This is a genomic window from Westiellopsis prolifica IICB1 (genome assembly GCF_004323185.1).
Classification (GTDB): domain Bacteria; phylum Cyanobacteriota; class Cyanobacteriia; order Cyanobacteriales; family Nostocaceae; genus Pelatocladus; species Pelatocladus prolificus_A.
Map to the genome: position 1 here is coordinate 247,590 of NZ_NAPS01000001.1, position 16,321 is coordinate 263,910.

14 protein-coding genes are annotated in these 16,321 nt (G+C 40.5%); 5 read left to right on the top strand and 9 right to left on the bottom strand.

Going from position 1 to position 16,321, the window contains the following annotated elements; all coding sequences use genetic code 11:
- Window positions 1-44: 44 nt before the first annotated feature.
- Complete coding sequence (locus B4U84_RS01065; protein ID WP_017312437.1) at window positions 45-1,250, top strand: RNA-guided endonuclease InsQ/TnpB family protein; 1,206 nt, start codon at window positions 45-47, stop codon at window positions 1,248-1,250.
- Here B4U84_RS01065 and B4U84_RS01070 read toward each other — a convergent pair.
- Complete coding sequence (locus B4U84_RS01070) at window positions 1,219-1,692, bottom strand: nucleoside deaminase (protein ID WP_131115071.1); 474 nt, start codon at window positions 1,690-1,692, stop codon at window positions 1,219-1,221. The genes B4U84_RS01065 and B4U84_RS01070 overlap by 32 nt on opposite strands.
- 19 nt (window positions 1,693-1,711) lie before the next feature.
- On the opposite strand from B4U84_RS01070, the gene B4U84_RS01075 reads away from it, so the two are divergent.
- The 3 genes from B4U84_RS01075 to B4U84_RS01085 all read left to right on the top strand — a co-directional run bounded on the left by B4U84_RS01075 (window position 1,712) and on the right by B4U84_RS01085 (window position 5,325).
- The gene (locus B4U84_RS01075; protein WP_131115073.1) at window positions 1,712-2,635 is read left to right on the top strand and encodes a nucleoside hydrolase; all 924 of its coding nucleotides are present in this window, start codon (window positions 1,712-1,714) and stop codon (window positions 2,633-2,635) included.
- Between the two features lie 144 nt (window positions 2,636-2,779).
- Window positions 2,780-3,649 carry a tRNA pseudouridine(55) synthase TruB gene (gene truB, locus B4U84_RS01080; protein ID WP_131115075.1) on the top strand — a complete coding sequence of 290 codons (870 nt, stop codon included), beginning with the start codon at window positions 2,780-2,782 and terminating at the stop codon, window positions 3,647-3,649.
- Between the two features lie 284 nt (window positions 3,650-3,933).
- Window positions 3,934-5,325: a serine/threonine protein kinase gene (locus tag B4U84_RS01085; RefSeq protein WP_131115077.1), complete on the top strand. Its 1,392-nt coding sequence runs from the start codon at window positions 3,934-3,936 to the stop codon at window positions 5,323-5,325.
- A gap of 7 nt (window positions 5,326-5,332) precedes the next feature.
- Here B4U84_RS01085 and B4U84_RS01090 read toward each other — a convergent pair whose 3' ends face one another.
- The 6 genes from B4U84_RS01090 to B4U84_RS01120 all read right to left on the bottom strand — a co-directional run bounded on the left by B4U84_RS01090 (window position 5,333) and on the right by B4U84_RS01120 (window position 11,610).
- Window positions 5,333-5,626, bottom strand: a complete 294-nt coding sequence (locus B4U84_RS01090) for a hypothetical protein (RefSeq protein WP_026082074.1) — start codon at window positions 5,624-5,626, stop codon at window positions 5,333-5,335.
- Window positions 5,627-5,718: 92 nt separating this feature from the next.
- Window positions 5,719-6,648 carry a tetratricopeptide repeat protein gene (locus B4U84_RS01095; RefSeq protein WP_131115079.1) on the bottom strand — a complete coding sequence of 310 codons (930 nt, stop codon included), beginning with the start codon at window positions 6,646-6,648 and terminating at the stop codon, window positions 5,719-5,721.
- Window positions 6,649-6,814: 166 nt separating this feature from the next.
- Window positions 6,815-8,200 (bottom strand): RNA-guided endonuclease IscB, encoded by a 1,386-nt coding sequence (iscB, locus tag B4U84_RS01100; RefSeq protein ID WP_242677508.1) that lies wholly within the window; start codon window positions 8,198-8,200, stop codon window positions 6,815-6,817.
- Window positions 8,201-9,139: 939 nt separating this feature from the next.
- Window positions 9,140-9,475 (bottom strand): cytochrome c6 PetJ, encoded by a 336-nt coding sequence (gene petJ, locus B4U84_RS01105; protein ID WP_017312430.1) that lies wholly within the window; start codon window positions 9,473-9,475, stop codon window positions 9,140-9,142.
- Between the two features lie 276 nt (window positions 9,476-9,751).
- The gene (locus B4U84_RS01115; protein ID WP_131115082.1) at window positions 9,752-10,252 is read right to left on the bottom strand and encodes a GNAT family N-acetyltransferase; all 501 of its coding nucleotides are present in this window, start codon (window positions 10,250-10,252) and stop codon (window positions 9,752-9,754) included.
- A 182-nt stretch (window positions 10,253-10,434) separates the two neighbouring features.
- Entirely contained in the window at window positions 10,435-11,610 is a 1,176-nt protein-coding gene (locus B4U84_RS01120; RefSeq protein WP_017312428.1) for an RpoD/SigA family RNA polymerase sigma factor, read from the bottom strand.
- Between the two features lie 823 nt (window positions 11,611-12,433).
- Here B4U84_RS01120 and priA point away from each other — a divergent pair.
- Window positions 12,434-14,995: a primosomal protein N' gene (gene priA, locus B4U84_RS01125; RefSeq protein ID WP_131115084.1), complete on the top strand. Its 2,562-nt coding sequence runs from the start codon at window positions 12,434-12,436 to the stop codon at window positions 14,993-14,995.
- A 102-nt stretch (window positions 14,996-15,097) separates the two neighbouring features.
- Here the strand turns inward: priA and B4U84_RS01130 are convergent, their stop codons facing one another.
- Together B4U84_RS01130 and B4U84_RS01135 are read right to left on the bottom strand one after the other, a co-directional pair.
- On the bottom strand, window positions 15,098-15,964 hold the full coding sequence (locus B4U84_RS01130) for an RpnC/YadD family protein (protein ID WP_131118643.1): 867 nt from the start codon (window positions 15,962-15,964) through the stop codon (window positions 15,098-15,100).
- 127 nt (window positions 15,965-16,091) lie between these two features.
- Window positions 16,092-16,289 carry a hypothetical protein gene (locus tag B4U84_RS01135; protein WP_131115086.1) on the bottom strand — a complete coding sequence of 66 codons (198 nt, stop codon included), beginning with the start codon at window positions 16,287-16,289 and terminating at the stop codon, window positions 16,092-16,094.
- Window positions 16,290-16,321 lie beyond the last annotated feature (32 nt).

A 16,321-nucleotide genomic window follows, 5' to 3' on the forward strand; every position in this document is an offset into this window, starting at 1 on the left:
TAATAGGTCGAAAACAAGTAGTAGTTTAGAAGGAAGAGAAAATTGTGATAGTTCTAGAGTACAAAGTTAAAGCCAAGCAATTTCAATACGACGCGATAGACGATGCTATTCGTACTACCCAGTTTATTCGCAACAAATCGATTAGATACTGGATGGATGCATCAAGAGAGCAAAAAGTTGATAGGTTCGCACTTAACAAGTATTCCACTGAACTACGCAAAGAATTTCCCTTTGTTTGTGAACTAAATTCGATGGCGGTACAATCTGCTGCTGAACGTGGATGGTTTGCTATATCTAGATTTTACGATAATTGTAAATCTAAAAAATCTGGTAAAAAAGGCTACCCCCGTTTTCAGAAAGACTGTCGTTCTGTTGAATATAAAACTTCAGGATGGAAATTACATGCAACTAAAAGACAGATTACTTTTACTGATAAAAAAGGTATTGGCAAACTAAAGCTTTTAGGAAAATGGGATATTCAATCCTATGATGTCAAAGACATTAAAAGAATACGTTTAATCCGTCGTGCTGATGGATATTACGCTCAATTCTGTGTTGGGATTGATGTTGTAGATATCCAACCTAAAACAGGGCAGAAAGTAGGATTAGATGTTGGGATTGAAAGTTTCTATTCTGATAGCAACGGGCATCATGAACCAAACCCAAAGTTTTTGAGAAAAGCTGAATCATCAATCAAGAAATCTCAAAGACGTATTTACAAAAAGATAAAAGGTTCATCGGGTAGACGTAAAGCAAGAAAAGTCTACGCCAAAAAACACTTAAAAGTAAGTAGGCAGCGTATAGAACATGCAAAGAGAGTTGCACGTTGCGTAGTCAAGTCTAACGACTTAGTAGCCTATGAAGATTTAAGAGTTTCCAATATGATTAAAAATCATTGCTTGGCAAAATCAATTAGTGATGCTAGCTGGTATTTGTTTCGGCAATGGATAGAATATTTTGCTGTTAAGTTTGACAAGATAGCCGTAGCTGTACCACCTCAATACACCAGTCAAAAGTGCAGCAGTTGCGGTATAAATGTCAAAAAATCTCTATCAACTCGTAGCCATGTTTGTAGTTGCGGTTGCGAGTTGCATAGAGATACAAATGCGGCAATAAATATTCTGAATCTTGCAAAAGCTAGGGAAGGGCATTCCCAAAGTAACGCTAATGGACTAGTAACCTCTACTTTGCTTGGTGAAAACCTGGTAGAGCAAGTAACTAGGGTGAAATTAGAATCTCAGTGTCTTTAGACCTGAGAGTGTCAATCCCAATATCTTCATTCCATAGTTCTGGATTTTGTTGAATAAATTCACTCATCATTTTTTCGCATTCTTTTAAGTCTAAATCAATGACTTCGACGCCACGGGATACCATAAATTCTTTGGCGCCAGGAAAAGTTTTCGATTCTGCGGCTATAACTTTTTTGATCCCAAATTGTACTACTGCACCAGCACACAAATAGCACGGCATTAAGGTTGAATAGAGTGTTGTACCTCTATAGCTGCCAATTCTACCAGCGTTGCGAAGACAATCAATTTCGGCGTGGGTGACAGGATCATTATCTTGGACGCGCTTGTTATGTCCTCTACCGACAATTTTGCCATCTTTGACAAGCACCGAACCAATGGGAATCCCACCTTCTTGTCTACCTTGTTTTGCTTCGTCAATAGCAGCTTTCATAAACTCATCCATTTTTTTTAGTTCTCCTGTTATGTCTAAACAACTTGTATTAATGGATCACGATGGTGGTGTAGATGACTACTTAGCAACTATGCTACTGATGACTATGGATCATATCCAACTTCTGGGTGTGGTTGTCACTCCTGCTGATTGCTATGTCCAACCTGCTGTTAGTGCTACACGTAAAATCCTGGATTTGATGGGGGGTTCTCATATTAGAGTTGCAGAAAGCACTGTCCGTGGGATAAATCCTTTTCCTTATCTTTATCGTCGTGATTCTTTTGTAGTAGACCATTTCCCAATTCTCAATCAAAGCGATCGCATTATTACACCTCTAGTCTCAGAACCTGGTCAGGATTTTATGGTGAAAGTGTTGCAATCAGCACCAGAACCTGTAACGCTAATGGTAACTGGCCCCCTGACAACGATCGCCACAGCATTAGACAAAGCACCAGATATTGAAGCCAAAATTCAAAAAATCGTCTGGATGGGAGGAGCGCTCAATGTCCCTGGTAATGTGGAAAAAAATTGGGAACCAGGACAAGATGGTTCCGCAGAATGGAATGTCTATTGGGACGCAGTTTCCGCAGCGCGAGTATGGGAAACCCAAATTGAAATTATTATGTGTCCTTTAGATTTGACTAACAATGTACCTGTGACATCGGAAATTGTCCGAAAAATGGGACAACAACGTCACTATCCGATTTCAGATTTAGCTGGACAATGTTATGCACTCGTTATTCCCCAGGATTATTATTTTTGGGACGTACTAGCAACAGCTTATTTAGCCCACCCCGAATTATACCAACTCCGGGAATGGGAAACCGAAATTGTTACTTCTGGTCTCAGCCAAGGACGTACAAAAATAGTTTCTGGAGGTCGGAAAATTTACGCTATGGATAAAGTTGATAAAGAAGCTTTTTACGCTTATATTTTGCAACAATGGGCTAGATAATTAGTACATTGCTCCCTGCTAAGAGCTCCCTGCTCCCTTCCCTTGTCTTCCCACACTCCCAGACGCGATGAATCGCGTCTCTACATTACTCCCCACACTCCCTTGTCCCCAATCCCCAATCCCCGATCCCCGATCCCTATTATTGTGTTTGGTTTCCTCAATCTCAACAAACCATTTGGTTGGACTTCTCACGACTGCGTGGCGAAGACGCGAAAATATTTGCGTCTCAAGCGAGTCGGACATGCTGGTACTCTCGACCCAGCCGCGACAGGTGTGTTACCAATTGCACTGGGTAAAGCCACACGCTTATTACAATATCTTCCTGGTGAAAAAGCTTATATAGCCACAATTAGGCTGGGTGTGCGTACCACAACCGATGATTTGCAGGGAGAAATTATTACAGAGAATTCAGTTACAAATTTAACTTTTAAGACAGTAGAAACTGCACTCCAACAATTTCAAGGCAAAATTGAGCAAATTCCACCGAGTTACAGCGCTATACAAGTGGAGGGAAAACGTTTGTACGACTTAGCGCGCAAGGGTGAAACGGTGGAAGCACCAGTGCGAACAGTAGAAGTTTTCAAAATAGAGATTTTGGACTGGCGAGAAGGAGAGTTTCCAGAAATAGATGTGGCGATCGCCTGTGGTACAGGAACATATATCAGAGCGATCGCTCGTGATTTGGGTACAGTATTAGAAACTGGTGGTACTCTCGCAGCTTTGCAACGCACCGCTAGCAGTGGTTTTATACTAGAAAATAGCCTGACATTTACCGATTTAGAAACACAACTACAAGCTGGAACTTTTCAACCCCTTTCCCCCGACGTAGCTTTGCAGCATTTACCATCTGTCAGCTTAAGCACACCAGCAGATCAAAAATGGTGTCAAGGTCAGAAGATTCCTTTTGCTGATTATTCTTCACAAATATTGCGAGTTTATTCAGAAGATGGACGCTTTTTGGGGATTGGACAAACAAAAGATGATTTATTGCTTCCTCTGGTTGTTTTAGTTTGATCGTTCATATCCGCGATCGCAGATTTACTTTGAAATGGATGTTGGAGTGATTTATTAAGTAACCAGACAGAATTAATTACACAATGTCATTGCGAATGGCGCGTCTACGCTTCGCTCGCAATGACTGTAAATATTTTTGTCTGACTACTTACACGCCAGACTACTGTTAATTGTAACCCTAACACCTAATTAAATAAGTAGCTGGATACAATTTAAATTCTATGGCTTGAAGGTGACAGATCAAAGAGCAAAATTTTAATAATAGACCAAGGAAACTCATAGCTATGGATCAATTGATTAATCTAGTTTTACGCGATCGCTATCGCATTCAATCTCTGCTTGGTCGTCAGACTGGTCGGAGAACTTTTCTCGCAAACGATTTACAAACAGGATCGTCTGTTGTAATTAAGTTGCTGTTGTTTAGTCCTGACTTTAACTGGGATGATCTGAAACTTTTTGAACGTGAGGTAGAAGTCCTGCAATCTTTAGATCATCCAGCGATTCCTAAATATATTGATCGCTTCGATGTTGAGACTGAATTAGGCAGAGGCTTTGCTTTAGTTCAAACTTATATAGAAGCCAGATCATTACAAAATTGGATAGAGTCTGGTCGTACCTTTAGCGAATCAGAAATAAAAGCGATCGCCAAACAATTACTAGGAATTTTAGATTACCTCCATAGTCGCCAACCTCCAGTCGTGCATCGAGATATTAAACCAAGTAACATTTTGTTGGGCGATCGCACTGGTAATAATCCTGGACAGATTTACCTGATTGATTTTGGTTGTGTACAAACTGTGGTAAATAGTGGTACTAGGACAGTTGTTGGTACTTATGGCTACATGCCTCCTGAACAATTTGGTGGACGTACTGTACCCGCTTCAGATCTTTATGCTTTAGGGACAACGCTAATTTATTTGGTGACAGGACAGCACCCCGATGAATTCCCACAACGGGAGATGCGAATACTTTTTGAAGATAGAGTTAATCTCAGTCCGAATCTCGTTGATTGGCTGAAATGGCTTACAGAACCCAGTCTAGATTTACGCTTAAAATCAGCAAAACAGGCTTTAGAAGCTCTAGAAACATCAAATTTGCGAGAAAATTCCTTAGCAATTACTCAAAAACCTGTTGGTAGCAAAGTTAAACTTACCAACACCACACAGATGTTAGAGATTCTAATTCCACCACGGGGTTTCCACCTGGGATTAATTCCGATAATTGGATTTGCGATCGCCTGGAACTCTTTTCTTGTAATGTGGTATGGTATCGCTTTCAGTACGTGGAGTACTGGCGGATTGTTCGCAGCTCTATTTGCAATCTTTCACCTGGGTGTTGGTTTTTACTTGATTTGGAATATTCTCTTTACTTTATTTGGACAAATCAGACTTCGGATCACTCAACAGCAAATCTCTTTGACTCGTGAACTCTTGGGAGTCAAATGTCCACCAGTTCTGACCGCACCTCGACAAAATATTGCGAAAATTGAACTCACTCGTCTTTCGTACAGGAGAGATTCCGAAGGAGGTAGTGTTGCAATTCCTCCTCAAATTGATATTTGGGTAGGAATAAAGAAATTTGAACTTGGTGGTAAAGGTTATCTGACGAACCCAGAACTTGACTGGTTAGCAGAGAATTTGAGCAGTTGGCTAAATTTACCGATCAATAAAAATTAATTATTTTTCATTCCCAAGTGGAAACATCTCGTAACACTGCTGGAATTTCCTCACCTGCGGGAAACTCTAACACCGTTTCTCGAAAACCTAAATAACCAGACTCAGTAAACGACAACAGCATTCGTGTAAGTGCAAACCAAACCTCTGGTTCATATTCCCAATCACCATATCTAGAAGCTTTACCTGCAATTGAACGCAGCGCCCAAAAAAAGCTATTCCTTACCACAGAACCACCTTTTTTATACTCTGGTACATCTTCGTGATGAAGGAAAAGTACATCGTTTTCAATTTTGGCTCTCATGAGGTAAGTCGATCCCTCTGCATACAACTTCATACAATAACCGCGATCGCAACTAAAGACCTCTTGCAAAAGTTGAAAATCTGTAATTTTTATTAGACAATAATGACTTTAAATGGTATATGTCGTCGTACAGTTTTGATTAAAGATAATGTCTTTTCGTATGCGATTTTCTCTCCCTGATAGCCAAAGTAATCAGCAGCTTTCAGCAAATCCGCGATCGCAGCTTGTTCATAACCTAGTCGATGAAAAGCTATTCCCCTACTAATGTAAGCACTACCATCACTAGGGTTAAGTCGGATGACTTTGGTAAAATTATCTATAGCCCCAGCGTAATCTTCGCGTCTAGCACAAGCACAACCCCGATTAAAGTAAGCTCGATAGTCAGCACCATTGAGACGAATCGCCAAATTAAAGTCGAGCATCGCATTTTGTAGATCTGCTAGCTCTAAACGTGCTAATCCTCGATCATTATAGATGTCCGCAAGTAGAGAACCGTCTATCTGGGAAATTTGACTTAAGGCGAGATTGTAGTCTGTGACTGCCTGTTGATATTTTTCCAAAGAAGCATTGGCAATTCCCCGGTTATAATAAGCTCGGAAATCACTTGGCTTGAGAGCGATCGCTTGTTGATCATCAGCAATAGCCGCTTCATAGTCGCCGAGTCTATACTCAGCAATTCCTCTATTTAAATAAGCCTCAGCATTTTTAGGCAACAAATTTATTGCTTGTGTACAGTCTGCGATCGCATTATGATAATCTTGAATATTGATATAAGCAAGACAACGATTACTATAAGCAGCGTCAAAATCTTTTTTCTGTTTAATTGCTTGTTGAAATTCTGCGATCGCTCCTTGGTAGTTACCATACAACATCTTTTCTACCCCCAGCTTGAAAAAAACCTCTGGTGTAGTTGGGATAACAGAATTAGTTGTAGTTAAAGAATAGGCAGGCGACAATACAAATAAACAACTAAGTACAACAATAGTAATTAATCTAAAGACGAAGCGATAATAGCAATTCATAAACTATCACTTTTTGTGTGAATATCAAGTACCTAACAATCAATCAAAAAAAATAGGTAATTCAGGCACACTTACTCACCAAATTCCTCGCCCCGTGGAAGCACCTGCATTTATGCATGGGGGTAAGGGGCAGGCGATATGAACATCGCCGTCAGAATAGTTTCTTTTAGGAGTATGAGTAACCATCTTTTTTGTGAATTGGTGAACAATATTTGTAGCTAATGCCTGCGATTCTCCCTATTTTGGTAGCGATATCAAAACTACCTGTGGCACGACACAAAACACGCCCTAAATATTCGCCAACTTTCTTGCCATTGGTTACAACAGCTTTAACAATATCCCCAGTACTAAAACCATAATGAATCTGTTTATTTGAACGATGACGAATAGGGAACCCGAATTTATCAGTACCAGCCATCTGTCTAGTGCCATGACCATTAGCAGTAATTAACAATAGTTTGATTCCTTTAACTTTTAAAATTGGTGTTGACTTACCAACACAGGCTGCATCTAGCCAATGATTTTTAGGTAGATTTTGTTGACTGCGATTAAACTTTGTTAATCCACCAGAACCTGTTTCTACAGGTAAGCCAGTTTCTTTTAATGTGTTCAACAATGCATATCTAGTAGTATTAACTGCTGCTGCATCAGCCAATGGTATGAGTGCTTGTGCCAAGATTTTATGCAACTTAGTAGGGTCTTTTTTGAGAAATTCTTTGATCTCCTTAGTCCCTTTTTTTGTATTGCACTTTTCGCAACTTAGAGTAAGATTTGTAATCGAGTTACTACCTCCTTTGGCTCTAGGGTGAATGTGTTCTATCTGTAGTGGCACATCTTTGACACCACAGTAAGCGCATTGTCTCCCCCATTTTTCTAATAGATATTCTCTGGTTTCGTAGCCAGCTAAAGTACCTTGTTGATATTCTTTTCCTTGAATTTCTGGATTCCGCATCAACTGCATATCAAAGCGTACCAATTCCTGACTTATAGCCTGTATTGGTGCAAGTTTACGTAATCTTTCAATCCAAGTTTTGATATGATCAACACGACTTTTAAGACAAGGTGCTAACCATCCTTTTGGACGGGTTCTATTTAAAAACCTTGGTTTGCGATATCTAGTTTTACGATTTCTTCTACTTCTGCGAAGTTGTCTTCTTGAAATTAAAGCGTCTCTAATCGCAAAACCTCTATGTTTTAGTTCGGCTGCAAATACAACCTCCCCAGTAGTATCGTTAACTAATGCAATCCCTGTTACTTTTGCACCAGGGTCAAGCTTTAATCGCAGTGGTTGTACTGGCGATGATTGTGATTCTTTGACGGAGCCAGACCTTGAAAAATGAGGCGGGCTTGTTTCTGGCTTATCCGATTGGCCCAACGAATTATCTTTATTGAAGCCCGCCTCATTTTTTTGCGGCAAATTCGAGAGAATGATTGTGAACGGAAAACGCTTAAAAACTGCTGCTTTTTTGTTTCTTAATAATTGTCTTGCTTGTGCGCTATGTATTGGATTTAGTGGTCTTTTTTCTGAGTCAATTACGAATACTTTGGACATAAGTCCCTCCTTTGCAGGGTAAAGTTAGCTTCGACAATGTTTAAGGTCGGTACTATATTAAGAACACTGGTTTAACCCTTTTAAGCCTGTTTAATCCTCAATTTCTAGAGCAAGGGACTAGCTACGCATCCCTTGGTAGGTCTTTAACGCTTGCCTTAAACGTAGTACTTCTTCGTACTTAGTCTGGTCAGATTAGGACTTTTTCAAGCCCCCGCCTTTAGGCGTGGGGTTTCTGACCCACTCTCAATACGGTTCGGATCAGACAAATCGATTGACATCTAAACCTTGTACCAGACGTGCCATGGCACGTCTGGTAAATGTCCAAAATTATGAGCAAAAATTTTTAATCGATCCGTATTGCACCCACTCTAGCCCAATTCCCCATTTTTAAGTGATTTAACAGTCAGAAATTTGATTTAACAGTCAGAAATTTGATTTAACAGTCAGAAACCTGATTTAACAGTCAGAAACCTGATTTNCTGATTTAACAGTCAGAAATTTGATTTAACAGTCAGAAACCTGATTTAACAGTCAGAAACCTGATTTAACAGTCAGAAACCTAATTTACAGCTATTTTTAAAACCAGCTAGGATCAAATACAACTACTGGTCTGTCGCATAAGTTCTGAGGGGTTACGAGGAGACAGATCCCCGACTTTTGAAAAAAGTCGGGGATCTTGCAGCCCAGCAAAATTAATGGGACAGACCACTAGCTATTAGCACAAAACTACAGATAAACACAAACAGACACTGATTTTAGCCATGTCTATATGTGTACATCTGTAGTTTCAAATACTCATTTGTGGTCTAGTTCCCAATAGTCTGTCAATTTAGTTTTGAGAAATTATTTTTCTTTGCGTCACTGCGTCACCGCATCAACAAACATCCCTCAATTCAATCTCGACAGAATACTAACTCTTAGTCTCTAGCCCTGATTTTTCTACTTCCAATCTTTATCAGCTTCTTCTAACACATAAGCAGCAACATTTTCAATCTGCTCAGGTTTTAAACGAGCTTTAAAAGCCGGCATAGCATTTTTACCATTTGTCACTTGGGCAATGATAGCCTCTGCTGAGTTCATGCCATATTTTTCCAAATCGCTTTTTTTCAAGCTTTTATTGGCTTGCACCAAGTTCTTACCACCTGCATGACAAGAAGCACAATTAGCACTAAAGACTTTAGCACCGTTAGCTGCATCTGCGGCTAAAGCAGGGCGATTAAAAGCGAAGGTGAAGATTGTGATGCCAAGCAGCAACACTGACAAAATCTTTTTCATTCTGTGTTTCCTCTGCAAAAAGGACTTAAAATTCGTCCATAATCCTTACTAATTCTCAGCTTCACAGCTTTTCCTAGTCAAAAGACAGGTTGTCATAGTTTGGGGATCGGGGATAAGGGATCGGGGATAAGGGATCGGGGATAAGGGATCGGGGATAAGGGATCGGGACAAGGGGGACAAGGAGGTAATTTTTCTCCCAATTCCCAATCCCCAATCCCCGTTACCCCTTATCCCCAGAGGGGGCCCCACCTTAAGCGATCCCCGATCCCCGATCCCCTATCCCCGATCCCCTTTCCCCAATTCCTTCAACGGCTCACCCGTCACACGACAAATTCGCCATTCGTCTAAAATTGATGCTCCCATGTGGCGGTAAAATGCTTGAGCGGGTTCATTCCAATCTAAAACACTCCACTCTAAGCGTCCGCAATCTCTTTCTACAGCGATTTGAGCAACATTAATTAAGAGTGCTTTGCCAATTCCTTGATTTCGATATTCTGGTAAAACAAATATATCTTCTAGATATATTCCTGGCTTGGTGAGGAATGTTGAATAATTATGAAAAAACAGGGCAAACCCCACAGCTTGCCCTGTATATTCTGCTAATATTGCCTCAGCATATTTCCGGGAGCCAAACAAATGCTCCTTTAGTTCAGCAGCACTGCCAGTGACGGCATGAGATAATTTTTCGTATTCTGCAAGTGCTTTTACTAAGTCAAATATCACACCACAGTCAGCAGGTTCAGCAAAACGCACTACTAAATTACTTTGAGAAGTCATTGGTCATTCGTCATTAGTCCTTAGTAGACGCGATTAATCGCGTCTGTACAATAGTCATTAGTCCATAATCAAAGCTGATAGTCAAGAGTTCAAAGCCTTTAACTCTTAACCAATGCCCAATGCCCAATGCCCAATGCCCAATGTCCAATGCCCAATGCCCAATGCCCAATGCCCAATGAGAATTATATGAGCCACCCCTTCAAGCGCTTGGCGATGTGGGGACGCCGCAATTTCCGCATGGCTTTACTTTGGATTTGTCGTACTCGTTCACGAGACAGATTGAACATGTTACCAACTTCTTCCAGGGTACAGGGTTCGCTGGTGGTTAATCCATAGCGTAAAGAAATTACGTCTTTTTCTCGTGGTGTCAGTACATCACCTAACACTTCCCAAATCTCCTGACGCATCATGCTTTCATTCATTTTTGCTTCTGGAGATTGGTTGTCTTCATCTTCTAATAAATCCATTAATTCCGTGTCTTCTTCTTTCCCGACACGGTGATTTAAAGATAATGCTTGACGTCGTAATTGTTGAAGTTGGCGTAATTGTTGGGGCGGAATTTCTAATGCTTCCGCCATTTCAATTTCGTTGGGATTACGCCCTAGTTTTTGTTTAAGTTCTCGCTGGGCTTTCTTGAGTTTATTTAATTTTTCAACTATATGAATTGGTAAACGGATAGTACGAGCATCGTTAGCTATAGCTCGTGTAATTGCTTGTCTAATCCACCAATAAGCATATGTAGAAAATTTATATCCTTTATCTGGATCAAATTTTTCTGTCGCCCGGTTTAAACCCATGGCGCCTTCTTGAATTAAATCCAAAAAAGGTACGCCACGATTTAAATATCGTTTAGCAATTGATACAACAAGACGTAGGTTAGAGCGAATCATTTTGCGTTTCGCTACCCTACCTTGATACAAACGATTTTCTAACTGCTTTTCTGTTATTTGTAGATGTGCTGCTATATTTGATTTATTCGGTTGATGCCCTAGCTGTTCTTCTAATACAGCTTGGATTTCGTTAAATTCTTCTAAAAACCGCACTCGCCGCGCCAATTCAACCTCTTCATCGGGTTTTAGTAATGGATAACGCGCCATTTCTTTAAAAAACGCGCCCACAGCATCATCGTACTCGGTTTTATTGTATCCAGAAGGACGCGCTGCTGCCATTTCATCTACATTGCGTCCATCTATTTCTATTTCCAGATTTTCTGCAATTGGGGATTCTTGATCTGCCACTGCGTTTAAAACTTCTAGAATTTGTTCTTCATTAACGGCAGCATTTTCTATCATTTCCATTGTTCCCAATTCAGCAATATTCATAGCTTCTGTTAGGGATTGTTGCTTGGTTTGATACATAACTTAGTGACAGCTGCTTTAAGATGCTTCATTAATTTTTATAAGTGACAAATGCACCTGCTTGATAGCAAAAAAGTTCTCGCTAATTTGAGACCATAAATAATAATAGTCTTTGCCCATGATTACCTATATTTACTAAGGATAGCAAGAGGGAAAGACCACTATTTATTTTTGCTATTGGTTACAATAAGATACATTCTTACATATATTTTTGTTCTTCGCATTGACGCGTGCTTTGCTATTTCGACTATTCATGGGTTCCTCATTTTTTTCTTATCTACAAACTATGTCAAAGACTCTCAATCAAAATTGCTCAAACTTAACAAATATAAAAATTACTTTAGAAGATTAGTTAATTATGAAATCTTCATGTATTTTTCCAAGATATCTAAATTTTTATGCCTTGTTATTCTTTAAACATCCTTCAATCTCATCAATGGGTCTTTTGAATTTCTGGTAATTTTGCCCAGCAAAAGGTATGGCAACCCATAGCCTAGTTAGAAGCATCTCATATACTTAGAGTATTTAATATCTATCAATAGGGAGAAAAGCACTCTTGCCTATTCACCATAAAGAGAAAAATCAACTTGAAAAGATGCAAGAGATTAATTTTGTCTGGTCTGTTTTCAAAAAGTGTTACTGCATATAGATAAAATTAATTGCTTGGCTGCAATTACATAAGAGGAAACTTATCAAGTATTATGTCTGATGACAGTATTGCAAATTACATTTTCAATGACATTTAGATAGACGCTTGCTCATCAGAGGAAGGACTATTTCAGCAACTAGTAGAGATAAATATATATCTATAAATTGAGGAACTATGTATATAAATGATGTCAGTTTACCTCCTTTAGTCGTAGCCCAATCAGAGCAGTCTTATGATGTGGGAATAAATAAAAATCAATGGGTTGAAGTGCTAGTAGACTATCCAGGTATTACTAAAGAAGATGGAACAGCACAACAAGAGGAAGAAAAAGAAGAAAAACTCTATACCTATCGATTACCACTAGGGTTAGAAGTCAAACCAGGAGATATTTTAAGTGTGCCATTTGGTAGACAGCAGGTAGGAGGAATAGCAATTCGTTTGTTAGCACAACCTCCAACTAACCTTGCGGTTGAAAATATCAGAGATGTGGAAGATGTAATTCACTCAAAATTTTTTCAACAAAGCTATTGGTATTTGTTAGAAAGAGTTGCAGATTATTATTACACTCCTTTTATTCAAGTGATTCGCACAGCCCTACCACCAGGTTTGTTAGGGCGATCGCATTCTCGTCTGCGTCTCAAAAGAGAAAATATTCCCCAGGGTGCAGATGAATTTCTCAGTTTACCAGCCCGTGAACTCCTCAAAATTTTGCAATCTCAGCCTGAAGGCGACTATAGCTTTAAATTCTTAAGACGCCAAATCAAAGGTTTTGACAGGGCAAAAAAGCAATTAATCCAACGCAGTTGGGTAGAAACCTACATGGAACTGCCTAGATATTCTAAACCTCAGACCAAACCTATCGTAACACTGACCGTCAGCGTCCCACCTATAGATATTAGCAAGCGCCAACGAGAAATATTAGAAGTCTTAAGGCGTCATGGTGGAGAATTATGGCTCAATGAATTTTTACAAATTTGTAATACAACTACCCCGACTTTAAAAAAATTAGAAGAGCAAGGTTGTATTGTCATTCAGCAAAGGGAAATATTACGCAGCGAAAACGGCCCCACAGTCGCAGCAGATCAACCAAAATCTTTAAACCCAGCTCAATTTCAAGCATTGTCTACCATCAAACAAATAAAAGGATATGCAATACTTCTCTTGCATGGAGTGACTGGTTCCGGAAAAACTGAAGTTTATTTACAAGCGATCGCCCCTTTACTCGCCCAAGGTAAATCCGCCCTCGTCTTAGTACCGGAAATTGGGCTAACACCCCAATTAACTGATCGTTTCCGCGCCCGGTTTGGTAACAAAATTAACGTCTATCACAGCGCCCTCTCTGCTGGCGAACGTTACGACACCTGGCGACAAATGCTCACAGGCGAACCACAAGTAGTAATTGGCACACGCAGCGCCGTTTTTGCTCCCTTACCTAACTTGGGTTTAATCATATTAGATGAAGAACACGACAACAGTTTTAAACAAGATTCTCCCATCCCCACCTATCACGCCCGCACCGTCGCCCAGTGGCGAGCAGAATTAGAAAATTGTCCCCTAGTTTTAGGTTCCGCAACGCCATCTTTAGAAAGTTGGGTGAGAGTTCGGGATCGGGGATCGGGGATTCTCCAGAGGAGACGCTACGCGATCCCCGATCACTACCTCTCTCTCCCAGAACGTATCCACTCGCGTCCTTTACCAAGTGTGGAAATTGTGGATATGCGACAAGAGTTGCAGCAGGGAAATCGTTCGATCTTTAGTAGATCCTTGCAAGATGCTTTGCAACAATTAAAACAACGAAACCAACAAGGAATTTTATTTATCCATCGTCGGGGACATAGTACTTTTGTGTCTTGTCGCAATTGTGGATATGTATTGGAATGTCCTCATTGTGATGTGTCGCTGTCGTATCACCAAACTGAGGTAGAAGGGCCACAAATTTTACGGTGTCATTACTGTAATTATGGGCGATCGCATCCCAAAAATTGCCCCGAATGCAGTTCACCTTACTTAAAATTCTTTGGTAGTGGAACACAACGAGTCGCCCAGGAATTAACAAAGCAATTTCCACAGTTGCGTTTTATCCGTTTTGATAGCGACACCACCCGTACTAAAGGCGCTCATCGTACCTTAATTACCCAATTTGCAAACGGCGAAGCTGATTTATTAATCGGTACGCAAATGCTCACCAAAGGATTAGATTTACCCCAAGTGACGCTTGTAGGAGTTGTCGCCGCCGATGGATTACTATATTTATCTGACTATCGCGCTAGCGAACGAGCATTTCAAACCTTGGCTCAGGTGGCTGGGCGAGCTGGTAGAGGCGAGGAACCGGGTAGGGTAATTGTGCAAACTTATACACCAGATCATCCAGTGATCGAAACAGTGCGAAATCACGATTATGAGTCTTTCAGCAACACAGAATTAGAACAACGGCAAGCACTGAATTATCCGCCTTATGGTAGGTTAATTTTATTACGCCTAAGCAGCCTCGATCCGATTCAAGTCCAAAATACTGCCCAGGTAATAGCAGCTGCATTACCACAACAAGAAGGTTTAGATATATTGGGGCCAGCACCAGCTAATATTTTACGAGTAGCAAATCGTTATCGCTGGCAAATATTGCTCAAGTTTGCCCCTGATGCATTGCCACAGTTACCAGATTGGGAACAAGTGCGTCAACTTTGTCCGGTGTCTGTGAGTTTAACAATAGATATAGACCCAATAAATATGATGTAAATTATTGCAATTCGCAATTCGCAATACTCGCGCTGCGGCGCGAGAAGCCAGGACTTACACAAGTGTCATAGAAATCTCAAATATTTGTTTGTAGTGAGGACTTTAGTCCTTATTTTGAGGACTAAAGTCCTCACTACGAACTTCTTCCAATGTACTTGCTGCAATTACATTCCGTAGAATCGCTTTTAAACTTGACAAATCCGAAATTTGTTCAATTTGTGGCATCAGTTGTAAGCCATCGCTACCAAATTTCATCTCCAGAGTCATTTCAATACTAGAAATGATACCTTGCCGTTCGCCACGTCTTTCTCCTTCGTGCAGAATTTCTTGATACCAAGGCGACTCGCGCAATACTGTCATATCCCACCTCATAATTTGTTGGACTAATGCGCTATCTAATACAAACGTAGCAAAAAATGCTAAGACCGTTTCTAGCTGATTTAATTGTTTGTCCGCTTGCAATAAGCGCAATGCTTCTCGAATTGTAGACTCGTCTTCGCCGCCTTTGAGTATTGGCACAAACGGAAGTAACGATGGTAAGGGTTGAGAAAAGGCGATGCTGACATCAACTTCCCACAAATTAATGACACGGTAATCTTGACGTACCTCCAATCCAGCGATGCTGGAGAAGTATTGCGTGGGTATTTCTACATCACCTGTTTTGAGAATGTTAATTAGTACAGGATAGGTTGGTAAATTATATTTTTCTTCTGCGAGTCCTGCATAGGCACGCATCCGTCGTGGCATTTCGGGTTTATATCGTAGTTGTAGTTCGTTGAGAACAAGAAATTTTCCGTATTGTGGACTTTCGGCGCGGATGAGTACATCACTTTCCCGACTGATCCATTGGAACTCTGAGTTGAGGATTTCGCCTGCAACGACATCTGTTATTTGTGTCACCCATTTTACCCAATTGTCGGGTGCCAGGCTAATTAAGCGTTTGGTGCTGACATCGGCAGGTTTCGGCATAGTGGGAGGTGGATGTACTCGCGGAGTACAACTCATGATACTTGAAGTAATGCTCAAAACATCAAAGCATTAATTTTGTCACAGGGCAAGTTTTAAGGTGGGTGCAAGGCGAAAATAAAGCAGAAACTTAAAAGCCCTCGATTTGCGCTGTTAGTTCAAACACTCGTTTATCTATTTCAAAGACTCGGCGACGAGGTTCAAAGACTCGTTTATCTATATTAAAGACTCGGCGACGAGGTTCAAAGACTCGTTTATCTATATTAAAGACTCGGCGACGAGGTTCAAAGACTCGTTTATCTATATTAGACCTCTTGCATGAATACAATACTTACCCTCATCCCCCAGCCCCTTCTCCCA